General features: G+C 56.5%; 21 protein-coding genes and 1 pseudogene. 6 read left to right on the forward strand and 16 right to left on the reverse strand.

Annotation, left to right across the window (positions count from 1 at the left end; genetic code table 11):
- Window positions 1-54: 54 nt before the first annotated feature.
- On the forward strand, window positions 55-1,002 hold the full coding sequence (locus FPY71_RS11820; protein ID WP_149300430.1) for a Gfo/Idh/MocA family protein: 948 nt from the start codon (window positions 55-57) through the stop codon (window positions 1,000-1,002).
- 55 nt (window positions 1,003-1,057) lie between these two features.
- Here the strand turns inward: FPY71_RS11820 and mnmA are convergent, their stop codons facing one another.
- Window positions 1,058-2,257, reverse strand: coding sequence for a tRNA 2-thiouridine(34) synthase MnmA (gene mnmA / locus FPY71_RS11825; RefSeq protein ID WP_188052329.1), 1,200 nt, complete (start codon window positions 2,255-2,257; stop codon window positions 1,058-1,060).
- A gap of 276 nt (window positions 2,258-2,533) precedes the next feature.
- Between mnmA and sciP the strand changes: the two genes are divergently transcribed.
- The gene (sciP, locus tag FPY71_RS11830) at window positions 2,534-2,830 is read left to right on the forward strand and encodes a CtrA inhibitor SciP (protein ID WP_149300432.1); all 297 of its coding nucleotides are present in this window, start codon (window positions 2,534-2,536) and stop codon (window positions 2,828-2,830) included.
- Window positions 2,831-2,936: 106 nt separating this feature from the next.
- Here sciP and FPY71_RS11835 read toward each other — a convergent pair whose 3' ends face one another.
- Entirely contained in the window at window positions 2,937-3,701 is a 765-nt protein-coding gene (locus tag FPY71_RS11835; protein WP_149300433.1) for an outer membrane protein, read from the reverse strand.
- 207 nt (window positions 3,702-3,908) lie between these two features.
- Here FPY71_RS11835 and FPY71_RS11840 point away from each other — a divergent pair, with 207 nt between their 5' ends.
- A complete protein-coding gene (locus tag FPY71_RS11840; RefSeq protein WP_188052316.1) occupies window positions 3,909-4,646 on the forward strand; it encodes a thermonuclease family protein in 738 nt (245 codons plus the stop codon).
- A 123-nt stretch (window positions 4,647-4,769) separates the two neighbouring features.
- Here FPY71_RS11840 and FPY71_RS18845 read toward each other — a convergent pair.
- A pseudogene (locus FPY71_RS18845) lies at window positions 4,770-4,887 on the reverse strand (fimbrial protein); the annotation flags it as partial.
- Window positions 4,888-4,992: 105 nt separating this feature from the next.
- Here FPY71_RS18845 and FPY71_RS11850 point away from each other — a divergent pair.
- Together FPY71_RS11850 and rpoH are read left to right on the forward strand one after the other, a co-directional pair.
- Window positions 4,993-5,961 (forward strand): RluA family pseudouridine synthase, encoded by a 969-nt coding sequence (locus FPY71_RS11850; protein WP_246160381.1) that lies wholly within the window; start codon window positions 4,993-4,995, stop codon window positions 5,959-5,961.
- A 273-nt stretch (window positions 5,962-6,234) separates the two neighbouring features.
- The gene (rpoH, locus tag FPY71_RS11855; RefSeq protein WP_149300436.1) at window positions 6,235-7,143 is read left to right on the forward strand and encodes an RNA polymerase sigma factor RpoH; all 909 of its coding nucleotides are present in this window, start codon (window positions 6,235-6,237) and stop codon (window positions 7,141-7,143) included.
- A 95-nt stretch (window positions 7,144-7,238) separates the two neighbouring features.
- On the opposite strand, the gene FPY71_RS11860 is transcribed toward rpoH, so the two are convergent.
- Window positions 7,239-8,672, reverse strand: a complete 1,434-nt coding sequence (locus FPY71_RS11860) for a hypothetical protein (protein WP_149300437.1) — start codon at window positions 8,670-8,672, stop codon at window positions 7,239-7,241.
- A 49-nt stretch (window positions 8,673-8,721) separates the two neighbouring features.
- On the reverse strand, window positions 8,722-10,014 hold the full coding sequence (locus FPY71_RS11865) for an adenylosuccinate synthase (RefSeq protein ID WP_149300438.1): 1,293 nt from the start codon (window positions 10,012-10,014) through the stop codon (window positions 8,722-8,724).
- Between the two features lie 203 nt (window positions 10,015-10,217).
- On the opposite strand from FPY71_RS11865, the gene FPY71_RS11870 reads away from it, so the two are divergent.
- A complete protein-coding gene (locus FPY71_RS11870) occupies window positions 10,218-11,105 on the forward strand; it encodes a DMT family transporter (RefSeq protein WP_149300439.1) in 888 nt (295 codons plus the stop codon).
- Between the two features lie 62 nt (window positions 11,106-11,167).
- Here the strand turns inward: FPY71_RS11870 and serA are convergent, their stop codons facing one another.
- The 11 genes from serA to tolR form a co-directional block, all read right to left on the reverse strand.
- A complete protein-coding gene (serA, locus tag FPY71_RS11875; RefSeq protein WP_149300440.1) occupies window positions 11,168-12,757 on the reverse strand; it encodes a phosphoglycerate dehydrogenase in 1,590 nt (529 codons plus the stop codon).
- Between the two features lie 85 nt (window positions 12,758-12,842).
- Window positions 12,843-14,018 carry a phosphoserine transaminase gene (locus tag FPY71_RS11880; RefSeq protein WP_149300441.1) on the reverse strand — a complete coding sequence of 392 codons (1,176 nt, stop codon included), beginning with the start codon at window positions 14,016-14,018 and terminating at the stop codon, window positions 12,843-12,845.
- A gap of 214 nt (window positions 14,019-14,232) precedes the next feature.
- Window positions 14,233-15,006 (reverse strand): outer membrane protein, encoded by a 774-nt coding sequence (locus FPY71_RS11885; RefSeq protein ID WP_149300442.1) that lies wholly within the window; start codon window positions 15,004-15,006, stop codon window positions 14,233-14,235.
- A gap of 94 nt (window positions 15,007-15,100) precedes the next feature.
- Entirely contained in the window at window positions 15,101-16,450 is a 1,350-nt protein-coding gene (glmM, locus tag FPY71_RS11890) for a phosphoglucosamine mutase (RefSeq protein WP_149300443.1), read from the reverse strand.
- Between the two features lie 189 nt (window positions 16,451-16,639).
- Window positions 16,640-18,565 carry an ATP-dependent zinc metalloprotease FtsH gene (gene ftsH, locus FPY71_RS11895; RefSeq protein ID WP_149300444.1) on the reverse strand — a complete coding sequence of 642 codons (1,926 nt, stop codon included), beginning with the start codon at window positions 18,563-18,565 and terminating at the stop codon, window positions 16,640-16,642.
- 135 nt (window positions 18,566-18,700) lie between these two features.
- Window positions 18,701-19,987, reverse strand: coding sequence for a tRNA lysidine(34) synthetase TilS (gene tilS, locus FPY71_RS11900; protein ID WP_188052318.1), 1,287 nt, complete (start codon window positions 19,985-19,987; stop codon window positions 18,701-18,703).
- A gap of 4 nt (window positions 19,988-19,991) precedes the next feature.
- Window positions 19,992-20,918, reverse strand: coding sequence for a tol-pal system protein YbgF (ybgF, locus tag FPY71_RS11905; RefSeq protein WP_149300446.1), 927 nt, complete (start codon window positions 20,916-20,918; stop codon window positions 19,992-19,994).
- Window positions 20,919-21,126: 208 nt separating this feature from the next.
- Entirely contained in the window at window positions 21,127-21,648 is a 522-nt protein-coding gene (pal, locus tag FPY71_RS11910; protein ID WP_149300447.1) for a peptidoglycan-associated lipoprotein Pal, read from the reverse strand.
- 114 nt (window positions 21,649-21,762) lie between these two features.
- Window positions 21,763-23,073, reverse strand: a complete 1,311-nt coding sequence (gene tolB, locus FPY71_RS11915) for a Tol-Pal system beta propeller repeat protein TolB (protein ID WP_149300448.1) — start codon at window positions 23,071-23,073, stop codon at window positions 21,763-21,765.
- A gap of 64 nt (window positions 23,074-23,137) precedes the next feature.
- Complete coding sequence (locus tag FPY71_RS11920) at window positions 23,138-24,202, reverse strand: cell envelope integrity TolA family protein (protein ID WP_149300449.1); 1,065 nt, start codon at window positions 24,200-24,202, stop codon at window positions 23,138-23,140.
- 4 nt (window positions 24,203-24,206) lie between these two features.
- Complete coding sequence (gene tolR / locus FPY71_RS11925) at window positions 24,207-24,656, reverse strand: protein TolR (protein ID WP_149300450.1); 450 nt, start codon at window positions 24,654-24,656, stop codon at window positions 24,207-24,209.
- Between the last annotated feature and the right edge of the window lie 5 nt (window positions 24,657-24,661).

Consider the following 24,661-nt stretch of genomic DNA (forward strand, 5'->3'; position numbering starts at 1 on the left):
CGGCAGCGTGCGGGGCTACGCCGTTAGGAATAGCATGCCATTGCAGGAGGTTTTGTGTCAGCCAGAATTGCGGTCATCGGTTGCGGCCAATGGGGCCAGAACCATGTGCGAACATTATCAAGCCTTGGCGCCCTTGCGGCGATCAGTGACAACGATCCGGTGCGTGCTGAACATTTGTCAAACCAGTATGGCGTTCCGCAACTCTCCTTGGAAGCGCTGCTCGCATCTGACCAGATTGATGCTGCCACGGTTGCACTGCCGCCCTATCTGCATGGAACCGTGGCGCGGCAGGTGCTCAGTTCCGGCAAGGATGTGCTGATCGAAAAGCCGATTGCGCTTGATCCTCTGGACGCGGCAGAAACTGTCGAGCTTGCCAAAAGCAGCGGGCAATTGCTGATGGTCGGTCATGTACTGCGCTTTCACCCGGTTTATGAAGCTTTGGCCCAGCAGGTGGCTGAAGGGCGAATTGGCGAATTGCGGCATATTGTTGCGACCAGACTTGGCCTTGGCCGCTTTCTTGGCATGGATGCCGTGTGGGACCTTGCGCCGCACGATCTTTCCATGGTGCTGGATCTGGCGGGCAGCCATACGGTCACCATGAAATCCATGCGCAGCACAATTTTGTCCAACGAAACAGACGTTGCGGATATTCGACTGACCTTCGACAATGGCATCACCGCGGAAATTCATGTTTCGCGCATATCGCCATTCCGCGACCGCCGGCTGAGCGTCATCGGCACGGAAGGTATGCTGACATTTGATGATCTTCTGCCCGATGGCCAGAAACTGGCATTTTACGGCCATCGTGTCTGGGCAGAGGGCTCGCAACACGCCTTCCATCACGCGGATCCGGTCTATCTGGATGTGCCCCCCGGCCTGCCGCTGACGCGAGAGATGGAGCATTTCATCCATTGCGTCGAAACGCGCAGCATGCCGCGGACAGGTGCGGAGGAAGCAGCGCTGGTTGTCGCCTTGCTCAGTACGGCATCGCCACGAGCCTAGCTCATGACCCGCTGAACCAGCTCCGTTTTACCGGGCAAGGCAACAACAAGAAGTGTCAGACTGTTTCCGGCGATCCAGGGTTTGTCTGGAACGGTCGATGTTGATACACGTTGTCCACAACAGCACGATGGGTGCGAGCTATGACGCCACCGCCAAGCACCATGGCCCCTGCCCCATCTGCCGCGTAGAAAACACAGGCCTGGCCGGGTGAAACGCCTTCTTCGCCCTCCAGAAGCTCGATCAGGATTTCTCCGTCCTGTTCCATCAAAACTGCCGGGGCTGGCGGCCGGGTGGAGCGGACCTTGACCATCAGCTCGGTGCGGTTGCGTGCCGCTTCACCCAATGGCATCTGGCCAAGCCAGTTGATCTCCCGCAGCGCCAGCCGGTTGGTCGATAGACATTCCCGCGGTCCAACGGTGACAGTTTTTTCCCGCGCATTGATGGATATGACATAAAGCGGCTCGCCGGTGGCAATGCCAATGCCCTTGCGCTGACCAATGGTAAAGCCGACCACACCGTCATGGCGTCCCAGAACGCGCCCATCAATATGAACAATATCGCCCGGCTCTCCCGCATTGGGACGAAGTTTCTGTATCACATCGGTGTAGCGACCATTTGCAACGAAACAAATGTCCTGGCTGTCGGGCTTGGCAGCGACTCCCAGCCCGTACTGCTCGGCAATGGCGCGAGTTTCCGGCTTTGTCAGCTTGCCCAGCGGAAAGCGCAGAAAATCCACCTGCGCCTGCGTCGTTGCGTAGAGAAAATAGCTCTGGTCGCGCGCCAGATCTATCGGTCGGTAAAGGCTGCGGTGCGCACCATTGGCACGGCTTTCGATGTAATGGCCCGTTGCAAGTGCATCGGCACCCAGATCAATCGCCGTTGCCAGAAGGTCCTTGAACTTGACGGTCTGATTGCAGGCCACGCAGGGAATCGGTGTTTCTCCCGCCATGTAGCTTTCCGCAAACGGGTTGATCACCTGCTCGCGAAACTTGTCCTCATAGTCGAGAACATAATGCGGAATGCCAATAATTTCCGCCGTGCGCCGGGCATCGTTAATATCTTGGCCGGCACAGCAGGCACCGGCACGTCGCGCAGACGCACCTCCATCATAGAGCTGCAGCGTAATGCCAATAACCTCATAGCCTTGCGCTTGCAGGATAGCGGCAACAACAGATGAATCGACGCCACCGGACATGGCGACCACAACACGTGTGTCGGCCGCTGGCTTTGAAATATCGAGACTATTCAACATCAGGCAGAGTTCCAGGGAGTTGAACCGGAAAAGGTCATCGTCATTGACGGACTGAACCCTTCCTACAGGATTGGCACGCAAATCGGTATCGCTTTTAGCGACGGCAAGTCACGCCTGACAATTGCGGCGCGCGGTGGTCAGACCTTTATATCTTAAAAGACGGGCCTGTGGGAATTAACACAAGTTAGCGATTAGTTACTCGTAGGTTAGCGAATTTTTTAAATGCAGTGGTCTAAGTTCATTCCGACGATTGGGTCCTTGAAATGTGTAGAGAGTACAATGACCGATCAGGTTAGACCGAGAGTAAAATATGTCATCGGGCCGGACGGAAGTCCGCTCACCATAGCCGACCTGCCGCCGCCAAATACCCGTCGCTGGGTCATTCGGCGCAAGGCAGAGGTTGTGGCTGCTGTTCGTGGCGGGCTTTTAAGCCTGGACGAAGCCTGCTCCAAATATACACTGACGGTGGAAGAATTTCTTTCCTGGCAGGTTTCCATTGATCAGCATGGTCTGGCGGGACTACGCACGACCCAGTTGCAGGAATACCGCAAGAAAATCGACCTCAACTACGGTTGATTTTTTCTGCTTGTAAAACCTTTGCGAAATATCAATGGGGGCGCTGTAAACAGCGCCCCCATCTTTTTATGCATCAATATCATCGATCGGCACGAATGCCGGTTGATTAGTTGAAGCGGTAAGAAGCCTTGGCCCAGACTGTGTGGAAGTCCAGATCTGAAGACGAAGAGTTCGAGAACGCAGCTACGCCCGGACCGCCTGGCAGCGAGTAATCAACGTTCAGCTTCGAATCACCCAGATCGGTGTAGAGATATTCAACACCAACCGAGAAATTCTGAGTGACGAGATAGTCGATGCCTGCGCCCACGGCGTAACCGACATCATCGGTGTCTTCCGTAACGCTTACGTCGTAAAGCGTGCCACCAATGGTCGTGGTCGCGCTGCCGAGATAGTTGTTCTTCGTGTCGCCGTAAGCCAGACCGCCTGTTGCGTAAACAGCGATGCGGTCAGCCGCGTAACCGAGCTTGGCACGAACAGTACCGACATAGTCGATTTCCTGCGTAGCACCGTAAACAATGCTGTCACCTGGGAAAACGTAGGTCGATGTCGTGGAAGCGTCGATGTAGTTCAGATCAGCAACAGCACCAATCAGGAAATTGCCCATCTGGTAGTCATAACCGATGTGACCACCACCGATGAACGATGTTTCGCTGTCATTGTTGGCGCCAACGAACGACGTGCTGGTGAAATCACCTGCATCGCGGTTGAAAGCAACGCCAGCCTGGCCACCAATGTAAAAGCCGGTCCAGGTAAAGGCAGGCTCGTAAGCCACAACCGGAGCCGGAGCAATTGGTTCTTCATAGATAACATCGGCTGCAACAGCAGGCGTGATCAAAGCGGCAGAAGCAAGTAGAAGTGCAATACGTTTCATGTCGAAACCCCTCATGGTATTGACGCAAATGAATGGCTTGGGAATGCCGATGCTTCATTCACGCTCAGGTTGTATGCCGCTGATATGGATGCCACTTGAGGCTGAACAATGGCCACAATCCAGAGCACCCCTCGCCTGTTGCAGTTGTACAACATTCCAGAAGGCCGAAATTCAGTGAGTAATTCGCTCTGCGGGTATGCAAAACGAATGGCATTTTCTGCTCTGATTGCACTTCTGATTTGTGGCGGCTCAGCTGCTGCCGCACCCATGCAAGGCCCTGCAAATGCTATGGATGGCGACACGATTGTGCTGGAAGGTACGCAGAAGTTTGTGCGCCTGTTCGGCATAGATGCACCGGAGCTGAACCAGCCCTGCCAGGACGCAGATAACCGCCCCTATATGTGCGGGATCGACGCAGCACATTTTCTCCAATCACTGCTTGCGCAGGCCAAATATGTCCGTTGCCAGCCACATCAGGACGATTCTTATGGGCGGATTGTGGCAGCGTGCAGCGTCAATGGAATCGAAATTGGCGCGGAAATGGTTCGCCATGGCTGGGCGCTGGACTACACAAAATACAGCGGCGGTCGTTTTAAAGCTCTGGAAGCTTCGGCACGCCAACGCAAAGTCGGTATTTGGGCCGGCAGTTTTGTCGAACCATATCTCTGGCGGCGGCAAAATGCCGGCAATCCCGGTCAGGGATCATATCGGCGCTGTCTTGTGAAAGGCAATATCAGTGCCGCCGGTAAAATCTACCATATCCCCGGCTCGAAGGCTTATCCAAAGGTGCGCATCACGCCGAGCAAAGGCGAACGCTGGTTTTGCTCGGAACGTGAAGCGCAGAACGCAGGGTGGCGGCCGGTCAGGGGCGAATCAATGGATAGCGTGACAGAAGCTCGCCACTTCTCAGGTCAAAAATCTGCAACTCCTCGCCCTCCGGAGTGAAGAGCCGCACCAGCACGCGATTGCCATCCAGCGAGGATTCGGCAACTTCCGCACCCAGGGGCAATTGCAATTGTATTGAAGCGCCGGGCGCGGGCATTGCCGGTTGCGAGTCGTTCGTTGTGCGGTAGACAATGGCCGCAAGCACGGCCATAACGCCTATGAACATGATGCCGATTGAACCGGCCAGCAAGCGAACCATTTTTCGGCGAATTCGCTCATTGGCGGCATCAAGAGGTGTCTCGGCTTCATTGTCCATATCAGTCATTATTGACCTGCAACCTTTCGGGGAATTGTCATTTCGTTCGTTGGTACAGAAGAAGAAGAGGAAGATGCAAGCAGCTTCATTGTGAATGAGGAATTGACCGGCTCACGCCTGGACCAGTTTCTCAACACAGAGCTGGCGGGCAAATTCTCCCGAAGCCGCATACAGGCGCTGATTGTGCAGGGCGCTGTTACGCTGAACGGGCAAGCGATTCTGCAAAGCAAGCACCGGGTTGTCACGGGCGAGCACTATATGCTGGCGGTTCCCGAACCCACAGATGCGGCTCCAGCGCCGGAAGCAATCACGCTGAACGTCCTCTATGAAGACACATCTTTGATCGTCATCGACAAGCCCGCGGGTCTGGTGGTGCATCCGGGTGCGGGCAACTGGACAGGCACTCTGGTCAACGCGCTTCTTCACCATTGTGGCGACAGCCTGTCTGGCATAGGCGGCGTCAAACGCCCCGGCATTGTGCACAGGCTGGATAAAGAGACGAGCGGCGTGCTTGTGGTTGCGAAAAATGATCTTGCGCACCGAAAGCTTGCAGAACAATTTGCGGCGCATGGGCGCGATGGGCAAATGCAACGTGTCTACCTTGCCTTGGTATGGAACATCCCTGAACGCCGGGAAGGAAAGGTCAATGCGCCGCTGGCCCGGTCCATGACCGACCGAACAAAGCGGTCTGTGGTTCCTGCCGGGCGTCCGGATGCGCGCCACGCGGTGACCCATTATCGGGTGGAAAAAAGCTTTACCGCTCATGGTGCGGATGCGGCCTTGGTCTCCTGCCGCCTTGAAACGGGCCGAACCCATCAGATCCGTGTCCACATGGCCCATATCGGCCATCCGCTGATTGGTGATGGCGTATATGGGGCGGGTTTTCGCAGCAAGTCACAGAAGTTGGATGAGCCTTTGCGCGCGCTCGTTGAAAACTTTACGAGGCAGGCATTGCACGCATCCATGCTGACATTTGTCCATCCCGGTACGGAGGAGGTCATGCGGTTTGAAAGCCCCATGCCCAAAGACATGCAGGATCTTGTGACGGGGTTCTCCTGATCATCCACTGTTCGCCCGCTTGAAATGACAGACCCGCAGCGCCACCTATTCAGAGTGGTTTCCTGGCGACCGGAATGCACAATCTGCAGGCATTTTTCATTTTGGTGAACAAACTGTTTCACCAAATTAATGCAGTTTGGTCGTGTAATTGCCGCGAACAATCCCCATATCAGTCCGGTGAAGCCCGGCAATTGCATCGGCAATTGTGGGCAAGAGATAAAGCGCCCTGTAGCTTATGAAGTGCAGTCGCGTTTTAAAGACGGAGGGTATTGAATGGCTCAGGCAAATTTACCCAGCATCGCTTCTGGCGAAGGCGGTCTCAGCCGCTATCTGGAAGAAATCCGGCGGTTTCCAATGTTGGAACCGCAAGAAGAATACATGCTGGCCAAACGGTATGCCGAGCATGAGGACAGGCAGGCAGCGCACAAGCTTGTAACAAGCCATCTGCGGCTAGTAGCCAAAATTGCCATGGGCTATCGCGGCTATGGGTTGCCGATTGGCGAGGTGGTTTCAGAGGGCAATGTCGGGCTGATGCAGGCGGTCAAGCGCTTTGATGCGGATCGCGGCTTCCGGCTGGCCACTTATGCCATGTGGTGGATCAAGGCATCCATTCAGGAATACATTCTGCGGTCCTGGAGCCTTGTCAAAATGGGCACAACCGCAAACCAGAAACGGTTGTTCTTCAACCTGCGCAAAATGAAAAGCCGCATTCAGGCGCTTGATGAGGGCGATTTGAAGCCTGAACAGGTCAACCATATCGCCACGCAGCTGGGAGTTTCGGAAGAGGAAGTGGTTTCAATGAACCGCAGACTCTCTGGAGATGCTTCGCTGAACGCCCCTATCCGTGCCTCGGAAGGGGAAGGCGGAGAGTGGCAGGACTGGCTTGTCGACGATAAGGAAACGCAGGAAGAAGTCCTTGTCCGCGAGGATGAACTGGATCAGCGCCGTTCAATGCTGGACGATGCAATGAATGTGCTGAATGAACGTGAACAGCGGATTTTCAGAGCTCGCCGTCTTTCCGAAGAGCCACTGACGCTGGAAGCGCTGTCGGATGAATTCGATATCAGTCGTGAACGTGTGCGGCAGATTGAAGTGCGCGCCTTCGAGAAAGTTCAGAAGGCTGTTCGTGAAAATGCGCAAGCCATCCAGCAGACTTTGCGGGTCAGTTCACTTCCCGCATGACGCGGTAGCAAAACACTTTAACCTATCAGAAATTGAAAACGGCGGCATCTGATCTCAGACGCCGCCGTTTTCATGTCAGTTCCCCGGAAGATGTGTCAGCTCCGGCCTCTCCAATCATCCAATGCCTGCTTGAAAACGGCATCCCCTTCGGGGCCTTTTTCAAGTGACATCAAAGCGCGCTGGCCAGATTCATAAGCCAGTGGGATATCGATCCATTGCTCGTTTGCCATCAGGTTGAGGTTGTCATCCACCACCTGTTGCAGATTGTTCAGCGCAACCCAGAAAAATCCGTCCGAGATTTTCCCGGCTACACCAATCAATGGACGACCACGGTCCTGCTCATTCGGCTTGAGAGCCAGCCGCTGAACATTGGCAATCTCACCCCCGGTAAAATTGTCCGGAACTGTGAACAGCATTTCAATGACGTGGCTGGCTGGCAGCGTTGTATCTGCATTGCGCCGAATGGTCAGCGTCATCTGCATGTTTTTGTCAGGAACGTCCACGACACCGCGAATGGCGGGTTCCGGATCCTGTCCGTCGGCTGGAGGCTCGTTCACAATGGACCAGCGAACATTCCCGCCATGCTGAGATCCGGGAACGGAGTTGAAACGTTCCTCGTAAAACACGACGGATTGCGTGCCCTCCGGCAAGACGGCCTCGGTGCCGGCATCAGGGGTTACACCCGGCGCAACAGGATCAGGCGAAGTTACAGGTGCGGCGGGGGCAGCGGCGGAAACGTCGGTCCCCTCGTCAAACACATTCGCAGTGGATGTCCCTGGTCCGGCGTCGGTTTCTGTGCCGTCCGGCAGAAGCCTTTGCGTGTACTCACGCGCACCGGGCTCCTGAACGGCGGGCGTTTCAGTGCCTTCCGCGGCTTCGCCTGTGGCGGTCCCATCCGTTGCCGGCTCGGGTGGCGTCGTTACCTCGCCCGCGCCTTCCTCCGGTTCCACTGCGGCCTGTTGACCATCTATGGGCAGTGCGGGGGCAAAAGCACCACTGTAGTAGGCAGCCGCACCAGCACCAATCAAACCAAGCACAACAAGGCCAACAATCAACGGTGCCTTTGAGCCGGACTTGGCTTCGCTGCGTCGCGGCGCAGGGTAGCGCGGACCCTGCATATCGGCAGCCGGAATATTAGCGTCTTCATAAACCTCCGCCGCCTGATGCTCTTCGGCAGAGGCCGCGGGCTCAAGAGAAACCGGCATAACGGGTGCGGCAGGGGTTAGCGGCGTCTGCGCAGCAGCGGCGACTTCGGCCTCGTCCGGGGCACGGTCATTGTCAATATCCGGCTCGGCCTCGTCTGGCGAATGTCCTTCCAGAGCCAGATAGTCTGCCTCGGTCTGGGCAATTGCATCTTCCAAAGCGCGCAGCCGTGCGGCAGCCACCTCGTCAGGCAAAGGCGGGTTGGCCACGGCAATCTGGCGGTTGATGGCGGCACGCGCCTTCTCATACACCTTGGCACGAAGCTGTGGGTTTGCACCCGGAAGACCATCAATGGTCTTGCGAAGAACGGCGCTCAGATCCGCCATGGCAATGGATTACTCTCAGCTGGATGACATTAAAGGACTGGATGAAAACCTAGTCCTGAAAAGGGTCGCGAACAAGTATTGTATCGTCGCGTTCGGGTGATGTGGATAACATGGCAACAGGCGCACCGACCAATTCCTCAATCTCTCGTACGTATTTCACCGCCTGCGCGGGCAAATCGCTCCAAGAGCGTGCACCAGCAGTTGTGCCCTGCCAGCCTTCAAACCTGCGATAAATTGGTTTCACGCGGCGTTGAGCTGCAAGGCTGGCGGGAAAATAGTCAATTTCCTCGCCATCCAGCTCATAGGCTACGGCGATTCGTATTTCGTCCATGCCGTCAAGAACATCCAGTTTGGTCAGCGCAAGACCATGAATGCCGTTCAAGGCTACAGCCTGGCGGACCAGAACCGCGTCGAACCATCCGCAGCGCCGTTTGCGCCCGGTCACGGTGCCGAATTCATGTCCGCGTTCGCCCAGAAAATTGCCAACCTCATTGTCCTGCTCGGTTGGAAACGGACCTTCGCCCACCCGGGTGGTGTAAGCCTTGGTAATTCCCAGCACATAGCCGGCGGCTGATGGACCAAGCCCGGATCCGGCAGCAGCCTGCCCGGCAACGGTGTTGGATGATGTCACGAACGGATAGGTCCCGTGGTCGATGTCCAGAAGCGTGCCCTGCGCGCCTTCAAACAGAATACGGGCGCCGGCTTTGCGACGCTCTTCCAGCAACCGCCAGACACGGTCGATGAATGGTGTGATTTCGCCAGCCACCGAGTTCAGCTCTTCCAGAATCGCTTCCGGCTTGATTTCCGGCTGCCCCAGCCCGCGGCGCAGGGGATTGTGGTGGGCAAGCAGGCGCTCCACACGTTCGGGCAGTGCCTCTGGCTCGGCCAGGTCCATTACCCGGATGGCGCGGCGACCAACCTTGTCTTCATAGGCAGGGCCAATGCCCCGGCGCGTTGTGCCGATGCGAATGCCTTCAGCCGCGTTTTCGCGAATGGCATCCAGTTCGCTGTGCAATGAAAGAATCAACGCGGCGTTGTCGGCAATGCGCAGGTTTTCAGGTGTCACTGAAAGTCCCTGCCCTTCCAGGCGCTTGCGTTCTGCAACAAATGCGTGTGGATCAAACACCACACCGTTGCCGATAACGGAAAGCTTGCCGCTTCTGGCTATGCCGGATGGCAGCAGCGACAATTTATAGGAAACGCCGTCCACCACCAGCGTGTGCCCGGCATTGTGCCCGCCCTGAAAGCGCACCACGACATCTGCCCGTTCCGACAGCCAATCGACGATTTTGCCCTTTCCTTCGTCTCCCCACTGGGATCCGACGACGACACAGTTAGCCATGCACACTCCTACGGGCTCCAGGCCCTTGGCACAAACAGAGGTTCCGCCAGATTTTGCACCAGCCTTATATGGCGCATGCGGCGGGAATAGGATCGTGTTTCCGTCGGCCAGTTTGCCGCTGAAACAGGTTACAATGTGGTTTGGCTGAAATCCTCTGTGCAATCAAGCCTTGTGCAGGTGTTGTGCCCGCCCTATTGAGCCTCATGAGCAGAATTTTTCACCCTTACGTTTTGTTAGCGCTCGCCACATTCATCTGGGGAGCAAACGCTATTGCCGGCAAGCTGGCAATCGGGCACATCTCACCCATGCAGTTGACGGTGCAACGGTGGGCATTTGCCTCTCTGCTGCTGCTGCCATTTGCTTTGCCGGCATTGAAGCGCGACTGGCCAACAATAAAGGCCCAATGGCCGTTATTGTTTTTTCTGGGTGCCATGGGCTTTGCTGCTCTCAACGCCCTGCTCTATCTGGCGTTGCTCTACACCAGCGCCATGCACGCCATGATCATTCAGTCGGCAATGCCGCTCATTGTGTTCACTGGCATGTATTTTTTCTTCAGCACAAAAGTGTCGCCTCTGCAGGTGGTTGGCTTTGTCATCACTGCAGTGGGCATCGCAATCACGGCGTCACAGGGCCGGTTGACAACATTGTTGCATCTACAGTTGAACAAGGGCGATGCACTCATGCTGCTTGGCGTGCTGGCTTATGCGCTGTTCACCATCGGCCTTTCCCGCAAGCCTAAAATTCATTGGCTCAGCCTGATGTTCGTTCTGACTGTCTCTGCCACGATCGCAACCGTTCCGTTCGCCATTTGGGAATGGCAGATAGGTGCAGCAATTTTCCCCGATAAAACCGGTCTGATCATTCTGGCATTTGCTGTGTTGTTACCCTCCATCGCCTCGCAATCCTTGTACATAAAAGGGGTGGAGATGATTGGTCCCAACCGCGCCAATCTGTTCATCAACCTGGTACCGGTCTTCGGAGCATTTCTTGCCGTAACCGTATTGGGAGAACCGCTGTACCCTTACCTGGTCCTGTCGTTGGCCCTGGTTCTGGGCGGTATCGCTCTGTCAGAAATGGCGAAACGCAGATGATAAAAATCCGGCGCGATGGTCACCGCGCCGGATAAAATTTTCAGTGGTTCAGGCGATCTGCTCTAGACATCAAAAGACAACAGCTTCGCCTGACCAATTGCGTTCAGGCCGCGAACTTCATTCAGGAACGCTTCGTCCAGCGGCGCATCCAGATACAGAAGCGCAATTGCATCGCCCCCTTCATGGTCACGACCCAGATGGAAGTTGGCAATGTTGATGCCGCTGCGACCGAAGGTCATCCCCAGTTCACCGATCACGCCAGGAATGTCCTTGTTAGCGGTGTAGAGCATATAGCGACCGACCTCGGCCTCCATGTTGATGCCCTTGATCTGGATGAACCGCGGCTTGCCATCCGAGAAGCAGGTTCCGGCAACAGAGCGGGTCTGCCGGTCGGTCTTGATGGTCACCTGCACATAACCATCAAACACACCGGACTTGTCACGGCGCACTTCAGCGACAGCAATGCCACGTTCTTTCGCCATCAGCGGCGCAGATACCATGTTCACCGTCTGCATCTGCGGTTTCAGCAAACCGGCCAGCGCAGCAGCAACCAATGCCCGGGTGTTCATTCCGGCAGGTGCACCGTCAAACAGAATTTCAACTTCCTTGATCGGCTCTTCGGTCAGTTGCCCGGCAAAGCTTCCCAGAATTTCGGCCAGCTTGACATAAGGCGTCAGAAGGGGCGCTTCCGCTGCGGTGATGGAGGGCATGTTCAACGCGTTGGACACGGCACCCTGCATCAGATAGTCCGACATCTGTTCGGCAACCTGAAGCGCAACATTTTCCTGAGCTTCCGAGGTCGAAGCGCCAAGATGCGGCGTGCACACCACATTCTCCAGCCCAAACAGCGGCGAATCTGTCGCCGGTTCAGCTTCAAAAACGTCAATGCCTGCACCGGCAACCTTGCCGGATTTGATCGCCTCGGCCAGATCTTTCTCGGCAACAAGACCGCCGCGCGCGCAATTGATGATGCGCACACCGTCTTTCATCGTCGCAATCGCCGCTGCGTCAATGATATTGCGGGTCTTGTCGGTCAGTGGTGTGTGCAGGGTGATAAAGTCGGCACGGCGAAACAGTTCTTCAAGCTCGACCTTTTCAACACCCAGAGTTTCCGCGCGCTCGACCGACAGAAACGGGTCAAATGCAACAACCCGCATTTTCAGACCAACTGCGCGTGAGGCAACGATAGCACCAATATTGCCGCAGCCGATAACACCCAGCGTCTTGCCGGTTATTTCCACACCCATGAAGCGGTTTTTCTCCCACTTGCCTGCTTGGGTAGAGGCATCGGCGGCGGGCAATTGCCGGGCAACGGCAAACATCAGGGCAATGGCGTGTTCAGCGGTAGTAATTGAGTTGCCGAATGGCGTGTTCATGACAATGATACCCTTGCGGCTGGCCGCAGGAATATCAACATTGTCGACACCGATGCCGGCGCGCCCAATCACTTTAAGATTGGTCGCGGCATCAATAATTTTTTCGGTCACCTTGGTGGCCGAGCGAATGGCAAGGCCATCATATTGGCCAATCACTTCAAGCAGCTTTTCCTTGTCCTTGCCCAGATCTGGCAGGTAGTCGACCTCAACGCCGCGATCTTTGAAAATCTGAACGGCAGTTTTGGACAGTTTGTCGGAAACGAGAACGCGAGCCATGAGAGAATATCCTGACTGATGCGGGCGGCGCGGCAGCACCGGCACACCCGTTAATTTGATTTTGGATTACAAGATCGAAAATGCTTCAGGCTGCGGCAGCCAACAAAGCCTTCTGCGTTGCATAGGCATAGGCCAGCCAAGGCATCAAAGCCTCCAGATCGGCAGCCTCAACCGTCGCACCCGTCCAGATCCGCAGACCAGGAGGCGCATCGCGATATGCGCCAATGTCCAGCGCAACGCCCTCTTTTTCCAGAAGTCCGGCCACGCCTTTGGCAAATGCATCCTGCGCATCTTTTGGCAAAGCGGAAATTTCCGGCGCCGTGAAGGACAGGCAGACAGAGGTGTTCGAGCGAATATCAGCGTTCACCGCAAGGAAATCGATCCAGCTGTTTTCAGCAACAAACCGCTCGACAATCGCCAGGTTGGCATCAGCGCGAGCGCGCAAGCCGGCCAATCCTCCAACGGATTTGGCCCAGGCCAGTGCGTCAAGATAATCTTCAACGCACAGCATGGATGGCGTGTTGATCGTTTCGCCTTTGAAAATGCCTTCGCTCAACTTGCCGCCGGAAGTCAGGCGGAAAATCTTCGGCAGCGGCCATGCCGGCTTGTATGTCAACAGCCGCTCTACAGCGCGAGGGCTGAGGATCAGCATGCCATGCGCGCCCTCTCCGCCCAACACTTTCTGCCAGGAGAATGTCACCACATCCAGCTTGTCAAACGGAAGATCCTGCGCGAAGGCTGCAGAGGTCGCATCGCATATTGTCAGACCGGCACGGTCAGCAGGAATGGCGTCGCCATTGGGAACCCTCACGCCAGAGGTTGTGCCATTCCAGGTGAACACCACGTCATTTTCAAAATTCACATCCGCGAAATCAACGATTTCACCGTAAGGAGCTTCCAGCACGCGGGCGTCAGGTAGCTTCAACTGCTTGACGACGTCCGTTACCCAGCCGGAGCCAAAGCTTTCCCAGGCCAGCATATCGACCGGACGCGCACCCAGCAGCGACCAGAGCGCCATTTCAACGGCACCAGTGTCAGATGCCGGAACAATGCCAATGCGGTAGTCAGCGGGAACCTGCAGCACTTCGCGCGTGTCTTCGATCGCCTGCAGAAGCTTGGCCTTGCCAATTTTAGCACGGTGAGAGCGGCCGAGCGGCGCGTCAGCAAGAGCTTCAAGCGACCATCCTGGACGCTTGGCGCATGGGCCGGAAGAGAAGCGGGGATTGGCCGGACGCGATGCCGGCAAGGCGAGATTAGCCATAATAGCTATCCTTTCAGATAGAAGCGCCTCGTTGGGGAGGCGTGTCCCACTGACGGTGCTATTCCAGGCAACAGCCCGGCGTCAAGCATCAATCTGCACGTGCGGAAAATTTTAAAGCGCTTCCCGGCGGGATGGAACCGCTTTGGAAGCAGGACAACGCTACAAAACAAAGCGTTGGAGCGTTGAATGTGACCTTTCGATCACCCGCCGCGGATTATTGGAAGCGAAACCGCAGCCCCGCGGACACCGTATGGCGGTGAATGCCATTGTCCTTCAGGGTAAAGTCCTGCAAACCACCGCCTGCAAGCTGCAATTGGCCGCTCAAGGCATCTCCCCCGGCAATATCCGTATAACGATATCCCAGATCCAGCATCAGTTGCTCGGATATTGAATATGCGACACCCGCCATTAACGACCAGGATAGCCGCCAGTCAGAATCACCCCTGGCAAAAACCTGATCAAGGCACGCCGTAACGCCGCACAATTCGCCGCCCACACTGTCATAAGAAACGTAGCTGCCACCGAGTCCGGCTCCGACATAGGGAGTAAACCCCATTATCGTGCCAAGATCGGCATAGAGGTTCACGTCAAGGTCAAGCACATTCTGGGAAGTGCTGGCCTCAATTCTGCACGCCACGCCGCAGGCCAGACTGGTGTCGCCCACTGCAAAAACGTCGTTCTGCCCGTAGCGGGCCGACATATCGGCTCGGAAAATTGAATTGAACTGATAGCCAATGCCAACGCCGCCGCTGATCGGCTCTTTCCCCATATAGGCACTGCCGCCTTCAGCCCCCGCGGGCGACACATAAACGCGGTCGCCCTTGATGGACTGTTCGAAAGAATAGTTCAGGTCAGCGCGCGCATACCACCCGGACGTGGCCTGCAATTGGCCAATTTCAGGCGCAGCCGACAAAAAGTCGCCATCGGCTGCCCATGCCGGTGCGGCAATCAGGCAAAGACCAGCGAAATAAATGTGGCGAACAGCCATGGCAACAAACTTTCAGACAGAAACCCTGCCTGAAAGCTAAACGCCCAGCCCTGCCCCAAACTGTACCCTTGGGGCAGTTTCAATCACTCAGACGTCATGCCGCCTGTTGGCGGCCAAGCGCGCCGACAATGCTGTCCACAACATCATTCACCAGTGTCAGGTCGTCGCCTTCTGCCATGACGCGGATCAGCGGCTCGGTTCCGGAAGGGCGAATAACCAACCTTCCATTCTGACCAAGCTGTTCGCGCCCTGTCTCGATTGCCTCACACACATCCTTGCGTTCAAGCGGCTTTCCGCCGGCGAAACGCACATTTTTCAGAACCTGCGGAACCGGGTCAAACTTGCGGCAAACTTCTGAAACGGTTCGTCCCTGCCGTGCGACCACAGCCAGTATCTGCAGTGCCGAAATCAGCCCATCACCTGTTGTGCCATAGTCGGAAAGCACGATATGGCCGGACTGTTCGCCACCAACATTGTACCCATGCTCGCGCATATGTTCGACAACATAGCGGTCACCCACCTTGGTGCGCGCCAGTTGAATGCCCCGCCCGGTCAGAAACCTTTCCAGACCCAGGTTGGACATAATGGTGGCAACCACGCCACCCGCGGCAAGCCTTCCATCTTCGGCCCATGCCTCGCCAATCACGGCCATCAGTTGATCTCCATCAACAATCTCGCCGTTTTCATCAACAATCAGCACACGATCAGCGTCGCCATCCAGCGCAATGCCAATGTCGGCCCGCACTTCCCGCACTTTTGCAGACAGGGCAACCGGGTTGGTTGATCCGCAATTCAGGTTGATGTTCACGCCATTGGGTTCAACCCCGATGGAAACAACTTCGGCCCCCAGTTCCCACAGAACAGCGGGTGCTACGCGGTAAGCTGCACCATTGGCGCAATCAATAGCGACCCTCAGCCCTTCCAGAGAAAAGTCTTTCGGCAAGGTTCGTTTGGCAAATTCGATGTAGCGGTCGTGCACACCGTCGATACGCTTGGCCCGGCCAAGTTGCCCGCCAGTGACCAGCCGCCTGGAAAGATCCTCATCGATCAACGATTCAATTGTCAGTTCCAGTTCGTCGGAAAGCTTGTAGCCGTCCGGGCCGAAAAGCTTGATGCCGTTGTCGGCGAACGGGTTGTGCGACGCAGATATCATGACGCCAATATCGCAGCGCAAAGAGCGCGTCAGCATGGCAACTGCTGGCGTTGGCATGGGGCCGACCAGAAAAACATCCACACCCGCGGCAGCAAAACCAGCCACAAGCGCGTTCTCAATCATATAGCCGGACAAACGGGTGTCTTTGCCAATCACCACGCGGTGGCGATAGCTGCCGCGTTGGAAAGCAATACCGGCCGCCATACCCACCTTCATGGCAATTTCGGCTGTCATCGGGTGGGCATTCGCCCGCCCTCTAATGCCATCCGTTCCGAAGTAAGATCTTTTCATATGTGTAATCCGTCGGCCAATCGTAAGCTCTTTTATCGGCGTGCAGTGTCCAACAAAAAGTAAAAAACTATGTCACCAGCAAACAGTTTGATGCTGAAATTCGCAAAACAGGTCTGCCAGGAGATAAAAATGCAAAATGCCGGGCAGGTTCTGCCCGGCATCTGCAATCAAAATCTCACCTGACGGTTCTTAAACCGATGGCTGTGGCTCCAACCCGTCTTCCTTGCCGGAAGGCTTGGTTGAACCGGCCTTTGGCACGGCCGATCCCCGGGATGGCGGCGTATCGTCACCCATATCGCGCGCCAGCGTTTTGCCCGCCAGAAGATCGCGCACTTCATCACCGGAAAGCGTTTCATATTCCAGCAAGCCATTCGCCAGAAGATGCAGCTCTTCGAGATGCTCCTTCAGAATTTTGCGTGCCTTGTTTTCCGCAACCTCAATGATGCCGCGCACTTCAAAGTCAATCAGCTTGGCAGTGTCTTCAGACATGTTCTGCTGCTGCGAAACGGAGTGACCGAGGAAAATCTCTTCCTGGTTCTGGCGATACCGCAAGCGGCCAAGCTTGTCGCTCATGCCATATTCCATCACCATGGCGCGCGCCATGTTGGTGGCCTGCTGAATGTCGTTGGAAGCACCCGTGGTTACGTTGTCCAGCCCGTAAATAATCTCTTCAGCAGCACGTCCGCCGAAGATCATCACAAGCCGCGCCTCCATCTCATTCTTGCGCATGCCGTAGCGGTCGCGTTCCGGAAGGTTCATGGTCACGCCAAGCGCACGACCGCGCGGAATAATCGTTACCTTGTGAAGCGGGTCATTGTGTGGCTCCAGAATGCCGACCAAGGCATGGCCGGCCTCGTGGTAAGCCGTCAGGCGCTTTTCATCCTCGGTCATGGCCATGGAGCGGCGTTCAGCGCCCATCATCACCTTGTCTTTGGCGTCTTCAAATTCCAGCATTGTCACCAGCCGTTTGGAACGGCGGGCAGCCATCAGCGCAGCTTCATTGACAAGATTGGAAAGATCGGCGCCTGAAAAGCCTGGTGTACCCCGTGCAATGATCTTCAGGTCCACATTCGGAGCCAGCGGCACATTGCGCACATGCACTTTCAGAATCTTCTCACGACCGCCAACATCCGGGTTGGGCACCATGACCTGACGGTCAAAGCGGCCCGGACGCAGCAAGGCAGGGTCCAGAACATCGGGACGGTTGGTGGCCGCAATCAGAATAATGCCTTCATTGGCCTCAAACCCGTCCATTTCCACCAGAAGCTGGTTCAGGGTTTGCTCACGCTCATCATTACCGCCGCCAAGACCGGCTCCGCGATGGCGACCAACAGCGTCGATTTCGTCGATGAAAATAATGCAGGGTGCATTCTTTTTCGCTTGCTCGAACATGTCGCGAACGCGCGAAGCGCCAACACCCACAAACATTTCCACAAAATCCGAACCGGAAATGGTGAAGAACGGCACGTTGGCCTCACCAGCCACCGAGCGGGCCAGAAGGGTCTTGCCAGTTCCGGGAGGGCCAACGAGCAGAACACCACGTGGAATCTTGCCGCCCAGACGCTGGAACTTTTGTGGCTCGCGCAGAAACTCTACGATTTCTTCTAGGTCCTGCTTGGCCTCATCAACACCGGCCACATCGGCAAAGGTCACGCGGCCATGGGCTTCCGTCAGAAGCTTGGCTTTGGACTTGCCAAAACCCATAGCCTTGCCGCCCGCGCCACCCTGCATCTGGCGCATGAGGAAAATCCACACACCCAGGATCAGCAGAATTGGGCCGAATGACAACAGCATGGACCAGATCGGGTTGGAGTTATCGGCCGGCGGGCTAACGGTGATCTGCACATTGGCATTGCGCAAGCGAGTCACCAATTCCGGATCGTTTGGCGCATAGGTCTGGAACGGGCTGGAATTGTCGCTGTAGGCACCGGTAATGCGCGGACCCTGTATCGTCACCGAGCGAACTCTGTTGCCTTCCACATCCGAGACAAACTGAGAGTATGGAATCTCGCGCGAATTGGCCGATTGCGAACCATTTGAGAACAGTTGGAACAGCGCGATCAGCAGAAGCGCGATAATTGCCCAGAGGGCGAAATTGCGAAAATTCTGGTTCATTTTCCGTCCTGGATTTGCGCCGGAGGCCAGCAAGAGCCTCAAGCAACGGCGCGCCCGTCTTTGGTCAAGATAGTGATCGCTCAACTCCTTGCCAACAGGCAAGGGCGCATTTGGGGCAAAATGGCTGCTTTAGAGCTAAAATTTTGCAAATTCAGGCAAATCCGCGGTCATCCGCCAAAAAACGATTTCGTGTGCAGGGAGAATCTCAACCAGGGGAGAGATGCGGCCTGCCACTTTCGAATGTGCCGCAACGATTCGCATTTGCTCATCAACCACCACGGGCAGACAGCGGGTAGCAGCGTTTCCGCGGCGCAGAAAGCCAAGAGAACACAGTTTCGCGCCGGCCGAAGTTTGGATGTCGATCAGGAAACGCCGATCAAAAACCACCGTCTGGCACCCTTTGGCCAAATTGCAGATTTCGGGCCCCAGCCGACCATATTCCCTTCGCAACAACAGATATTTGCCATCCGCCAGAATTTGGCATCCACCAAGGGTTGAAGCAACCTGCCCGGCGCCTAGGCCCGCCATCACGCGCTCAATAGCAGAAGCGGAGGGCGGGTAAAGTGCACCGCCTGCCGCAGTGATCATGCGTGCCAGCAATTCGCTCGCACGATCATCGGGCAACTCGCGCATCGCAGAAATTTCAAGTCGCACCTGCGCCGCATCATCAATGATCAGCGCCTGGCGGCTGACCAGATGCTCAATGGTCTTCGCCATTCCAGCATCCGCAGCTGCTCTTTCAGCCGCAGCTTTGGCAATCTCATGCAAATGGTCGGACCGCCGCGGCACGCTTTGCAAATGCTTGCGCAGTCTGGCGCGGGCATATCGATCATTCTGGTTGCTGGGATCTTCCACCCAGTTAATTCCCTGCAGCAGCAATGTCTGGCGAAATCGGGAGGCCGGAATGCTCAGAAACGGGCGTGCAAGCACAATGTCTGGAAAAAGCGACCGCCAGCGCCGCATACCCGCCAGCCCCGCCCCTATGGCCCCCCGATCCTTGGCGAGCAGATGCGTTTCAATCTGATCATCCTGATGGTGCGCGGTCATGACAGCGAATGCTTCAAGCTGGCGCGCGCGGTCTGTCAGCATCCGGTAGCGCGCTTCACGCGCAGCCGCGGACGGATTGTTCACGCTGCTCTGCCCGTCCCACCGGATTATGTCATGCGGCAAACCCAACCGCTGCGCCAGATCAGCCACATAGCTTGCTTCGGCAGCAGATTCTGCGCGCAAACCATGATCGATCGTCACAACGTGAAATTGAATGTCCGGGATGGAGCATTGCGCTGCCAGCAACATCATGGCCGTTGAATCGGCCCCGCCAGAAACAGCCAGAACAACTTTGCCCGGACGCGCCCTGGGCAAGGTGCTTGAAATGAGTTGCGCCGCTTCGGGCGCTGAAATCGGAAAATCTTCGGTCGTCAAAGAGTTAACTGCACTTGGAGGCCTGTTCCTCAGATTGCAGCTTGCGCTTGATATTGTCATTGATCTGCGGATAGCGTCGTTCCACCTCGGCATAAGTTGCGCAGGCAGTGTCGCGGTTTTCCAGTCGGGCCAGAGACATGCCAAGTTTCAGCAACATTTCAGGGGCTTTGGCGCTCGTACCAAATTGCTTCTGTGCGTTCAGAAACACCTCGGCCGCATCGCGATACTTTTCCTGGGCAAACAGGCTTTCACCAAGCCAATATTGCGCGTCGGCGCTGTTCTCGGATGTCGGATAAGCCTGGGTGTACTGCCGGAAGGTTTCCTCAGCGCGCACATAGTCACCGGACAAAAGATAATTATAGCCCTGATTATACATGCTGGAGGCTTCTGCTGGCGGCGCCTGCGTAGCCGGTTGCGGCGCATTCTGGAACGTGTTTTCGTTCAATCCCGCGCTGAGCATTCCGGCAATCTCGTCGTCTTGCGATGGCGCGGGTTCTCCCGCGCCAAGTGCAAAGTCCTGATCGCCGCTGCTGCCAGGTTGCGGGCTGGCATTTCCCTGCCTCTGTGGCGCAGCGCCACCACCACCGCCCTCAAGATCCTGAAAACGCAGGTTGTTGTCTTCCTGTGCATTGCGCAACTGTTCCTGCAATTGCAGAACCAGGAATGACATTTCCTCAACCTTGCCCGTCAGACGGCGGATTTCTTCCTCCAACTGCGAAAGGCGCACGCCAGAGTCACCTGCCTGCGCCATCAGCACAGGCTGCTGGCTCTTTTGCCCGCCAAACAGGTCAATTGCAGATGCCGGGCTTGCCAGCATTCCGGCTACTGCCAGTGCAATCACCGGCAATCTCGTAAAGCGGTATCCAGACTTCAGAGCATTTCGGCTTTTCCCTGAAGCGCCGAAAGACTTCAGTAGTGAAAGGTGGATCATGGGCAATTCCCCGTGAGCCGGCACGCCGGCCATGAATTTCAACAATATGTCGCAACCAACGTCGCATGGACTGCCGTGTTTACGCTTCTTTTACACTCTGGAAAACGTTAGTTCGGCCAAATTTTGACGGCGACAGTTAAAACCGGGGCTAAAACGACGAACGGCCCGTAACGGGCCGTTCAATGCTTATCACTGTTGCTGAAAATACTCAGCTACCGGCACCGCTCAGCACGGTTACAGCGCGGCGATTCTGCGACCAGCAGGAAATGTCGTCGCATACTGCAACGGGGCGCTCCTTGCCGTAAGATATTGTCCGCATGCGGGAAGCTGGCACACCCTGTGAGGCCAGATAATCGCGAGTGGCAGCAGCGCGGCGTGCGCCCAATGCCAGGTTGTATTCGCGCGTTCCGCGTTCATCGGCATGGCCTTCAACCACGATCTGGTAGCTGGAATACTGGTTCAGCCACTGCGCTTGCCGGGACAGAGTCTGCTGGGCATCTGCACGGATGGACGAAGAATCGGTGTCAAAGAAAATCCGGTCACCGACATTCACGGTGAAGTCCTGCGATGTTCCAGGGGCGGCGCTGCCGTAACCACCTGCGCCGCCAAGGCCAAGGCCAGCAGCATTATCAGGAAGCGCCTGATTTTTCTTGGCGCAACCTGCGAGAGCAAGAGCGGCTACCAGCACCAATACTGTGCGGCTGAGAGTGCCTGTTGCGATGCGGCGCATTGGGCCGACTCCTTCGAATTGAACAGATTATTGTTATATTGCGTTTACGATGAGCAAGGTTAACGCCCGGTCAACAAGGCCACCCGGGCGCGCAAATTTTTTCAGGCTGCAAACCTATTCCAACAATGGCGACCAGGCAGGGTCGGATGCAAATCCTGGTGTTGCAACTCTCTGTTCATTACGGCCAGTCAAATCAATGGAATAGAGCTGTGGTCCTGCGCCACCACGCTCATCGCGGAAAAACATGAGGACACGGCCGTTGGGCGCCCAGGTTGGCCCTTCATTGTGAAAGCCGGACGTGAGGATACGCTCACCGGAGCCATCTGTCCGCATGACACCAATCTGGAACTGCCCGCCCGACTGACGGGTGAAGGCGATCAAGTCGCCGCGGGGTGACCAGACAGGCGTTGAGTAAGACCCCTGCCCGAATGAGATTCGGGTCTGTCCGCTGCCATCTGCACCCATGACGTAGATTTGCGGTCTGCCGCCACGGTCGCTTTCAAATACAATCTTCGAGCCATCCGGCGAGTAGGATGGTGAAGTATCAATAGCGTTGCTGGATGTCAGGCGGGTCGTTGCTCTGGAGCGCAGATCCAGCGAATAAATATTCGAGTTGCCGTCCTGTTGAAGGCTCATAACCACGCGCTGTCCGTCAGGCGAAAAGCGCGGAGCAAAGGTCATGCCCGGGAAATTGCCAACAATTTCACGTTGGCCGGTTTCCAGTTGCAACAGGTAGACGCGCGGATTCGACTGTCCGAACGACATGTAGGTGATTTCCTGCCGGCTGGGCGAGAAGCGTGGCGTGAGAACCAGATCATCGCCTTGCGTCAGATAGCGGACATTTGCACCATCCTGGTCCATGATAGCCAGACGCTTGCGGCGCTGATCTTTCGGTCCGGTTTCATCAACAAAAACAATGCGTGTATCGAAATATCCTTTTTCACCCGTCAAACGCTCGTAGATCGCATCTGAAATAATGTGGGCTATGCGGCGCCAGTTGTCGGGATTGGCATAAAACTGCTGGCCATCCAGCTGCTGCCCTGCAAATGTGTCCCACAACCGGAACTCAACGCGCAAACGGCCATCAGCTTCCGGGGTTACGCGCCCCGTTACCACGGCCTGCGCATTGATCACCGTCCAGTCCTGAAAGCGGGGCGTCACGTCCGGTCCGATATCGCGTTGAATAAACGCGGCCGGCGCAATTGGCGCAAACAGACCAGAACGTTTCAGGTTCGCGGTCACCACATCAGAAATCTGCTGGCCGAGCTGGTTGTTGGATTGAAACGCTGGCACCGCAATTGGCAATGGCTGAATATTACCTTGTGTAATATCGATTTCCACCTGCGCTTTGGCGGGAGCGGATATGGCAAGTCCGCAAGCGGACAATGCCAATACAGCGATCAGGTGCCTGAGCAGAAATTTCATGTTTAGGGACCCTTTCCGGCTCCGGGATAGTATGGCTGTGCCGATTTTCCGGTGCACCATGGAATTAGAACATCTGGCTTGGGTCGAAGTTCATCGTAACATTCGCCCAGTTGTCGTATTTGTCGGCTGGCAAAGAGTAAGGAGCGCAGCGGCGCACCGCGCGCACAGCGGCATCACCAGCGGCACGCTCCACCATTGAACTGCCGCCGCCCCGTACAATCTGCGGCATTCCCATCAATTGCCCGGTCGGGTCCAGTTGCATTGTCACGGTGATCAGCAATGGCCCGGCATCGGCCAGACCAACGGGCGGCGACCAGCAGCGGGAAACCTGCGCGCGCAATGCGTCCAGCTCGGACTGGCTCAGTTTCGAGCCGGTCTGGCGGGTGGTGCCAAGATTGGCCGTTTCGGTAGAACGACGGGCACCGCCACCGGCCGAAGCGTCACGGTTCAGCAATGCGGCAATTTCATCCGCATCGAATTCCTTTTCGGCATCATCATTGGCAGTTTCCGTCGTGCGTGTTTCCACCGGCCGTGGCGCGGCGCGCTGCGCTGGCGGCGGGGTTGGCTTGGCCTGTGGCACCGGCACGTTCTGCGGCATCTGCGGCATTTGCGGCTCTGGCGGCGTTTCCGCCGGCAGCGCTGCCTCGTCAATCACTTCCGGCTCGGGCGCTGTCTCTGCAGGCTCGGCAGGCTGTGGCTCGGCCACCGCCTCTGGCTCGGGCGGCTGGGGCTCAACCGGTTGCTCTGGCTCAACCTGCGGCTCCGGCTCCGGTGTCGGCGGTGTTTGTGGCGCGGGTGGTGGCGGCGCTTCGGCAGTGGCTGTCTGTACAGTGTCACGCGGCGCGGGAACGGGTCTGGGCGGAGATTCCAGATCCACTTCGTTGTCGCCTACGTTTTCTGCAGGCATCGGCGTCTGTTCAGGCGTCTGCGTCGGGTCTGGGGTTGATGTTTCGGCAACCGGCGCGTCTTCTGCCCCGATCATTGCCTGACTATACTCTTCCATCGTGACAAGTGTTACCGGCAGGGACTCGCCCTGGGTCAAATCCAATGGTCTGGGTTCGCCAAAGGCCCACAACCCCATTGTAAGGATAACAGCATGCAGCGCGGTAGAGGTTGCAAGAGACTTCATGGTGTCAGCTTTGCGCGTCCTGGGCCGTCACAAAGCCGATATTGCTGAATCCGGCCGATGAAATCCGGGCAATGACCTTCATGACCGTACCGTATTCGACGGCCTGATCGGCACGCACGAAAATCCGCTCTTCATAGCCGGTCTGGGCAATGGCTTGCAGCCTGGTGACAACTTCATCGACCGGAATTTCGGACTCCTGAATGTAAATCTTGCCATCAGCCTGAACAGAAATCGTGATCGGCTGCTTGTCGGCGTTCAGTGCGCGGGCGTTTGTCTCCGGCAGTTGCAGGGGCACGCCCACGGTCATCAGCGGAGCTGACACCATGAAGATGATCAACAGAACAAGCATCACGTCCACCATTGGCGTCATGTTGATTTCGTTCATCGGTTGGCGTTTGGCGCGGCCGCGCCGATTTCGGGACGAACCGCCTGCGGCTCCACTGGACATGCCCATGCTAT

Origin of the sequence: Aureimonas fodinaquatilis (assembly GCF_008369445.1) — a bacterium.
GTDB classification, from domain to species: Bacteria; Pseudomonadota; Alphaproteobacteria; order Rhizobiales; family Rhizobiaceae; genus Aureimonas; species Aureimonas fodinaquatilis.

Coding starts and splice junctions, on each gene's coding strand:
- sciP (WP_149300432.1), top strand. CDS start 2,534: ATGACCGATCAGGTTAGACCGAGAGTAAAATATGTCATCGGGCCGGAC.
- FPY71_RS11860 (WP_149300437.1), bottom strand. CDS start 8,672: ATGGCGGATCTGAGCGCCGTTCTTCGCAAGACCATTGATGGTCTTCCG.
- FPY71_RS11835 (WP_149300433.1), bottom strand. CDS start 3,701: ATGAAACGTATTGCACTTCTACTTGCTTCTGCCGCTTTGATCACGCCT.
- tolB (WP_149300448.1), bottom strand. CDS start 23,073: ATGAAATTTCTGCTCAGGCACCTGATCGCTGTATTGGCATTGTCCGCT.
- glmM (WP_149300443.1), bottom strand. CDS start 16,450: ATGAAAAGATCTTACTTCGGAACGGATGGCATTAGAGGGCGGGCGAAT.
- tolR (WP_149300450.1), bottom strand. CDS start 24,656: ATGGGCATGTCCAGTGGAGCCGCAGGCGGTTCGTCCCGAAATCGGCGC.
- FPY71_RS11865 (WP_149300438.1), bottom strand. CDS start 10,014: ATGGCTAACTGTGTCGTCGTCGGATCCCAGTGGGGAGACGAAGGAAAG.
- pal (WP_149300447.1), bottom strand. CDS start 21,648: ATGCGCCGCATCGCAACAGGCACTCTCAGCCGCACAGTATTGGTGCTG.
- FPY71_RS11880 (WP_149300441.1), bottom strand. CDS start 14,018: ATGGCTAATCTCGCCTTGCCGGCATCGCGTCCGGCCAATCCCCGCTTC.
- ftsH (WP_149300444.1), bottom strand. CDS start 18,565: ATGAACCAGAATTTTCGCAATTTCGCCCTCTGGGCAATTATCGCGCTT.
- FPY71_RS11840 (WP_188052316.1), top strand. CDS start 3,909: ATGGCATTTTCTGCTCTGATTGCACTTCTGATTTGTGGCGGCTCAGCT.
- FPY71_RS11920 (WP_149300449.1), bottom strand. CDS start 24,202: ATGAAGTCTCTTGCAACCTCTACCGCGCTGCATGCTGTTATCCTTACA.
- FPY71_RS11885 (WP_149300442.1), bottom strand. CDS start 15,006: ATGGCTGTTCGCCACATTTATTTCGCTGGTCTTTGCCTGATTGCCGCA.
- serA (WP_149300440.1), bottom strand. CDS start 12,757: ATGGCTCGCGTTCTCGTTTCCGACAAACTGTCCAAAACTGCCGTTCAG.
- FPY71_RS11870 (WP_149300439.1), top strand. CDS start 10,218: ATGAGCAGAATTTTTCACCCTTACGTTTTGTTAGCGCTCGCCACATTC.
- rpoH (WP_149300436.1), top strand. CDS start 6,235: ATGGCTCAGGCAAATTTACCCAGCATCGCTTCTGGCGAAGGCGGTCTC.
- ybgF (WP_149300446.1), bottom strand. CDS start 20,918: ATGATCCACCTTTCACTACTGAAGTCTTTCGGCGCTTCAGGGAAAAGC.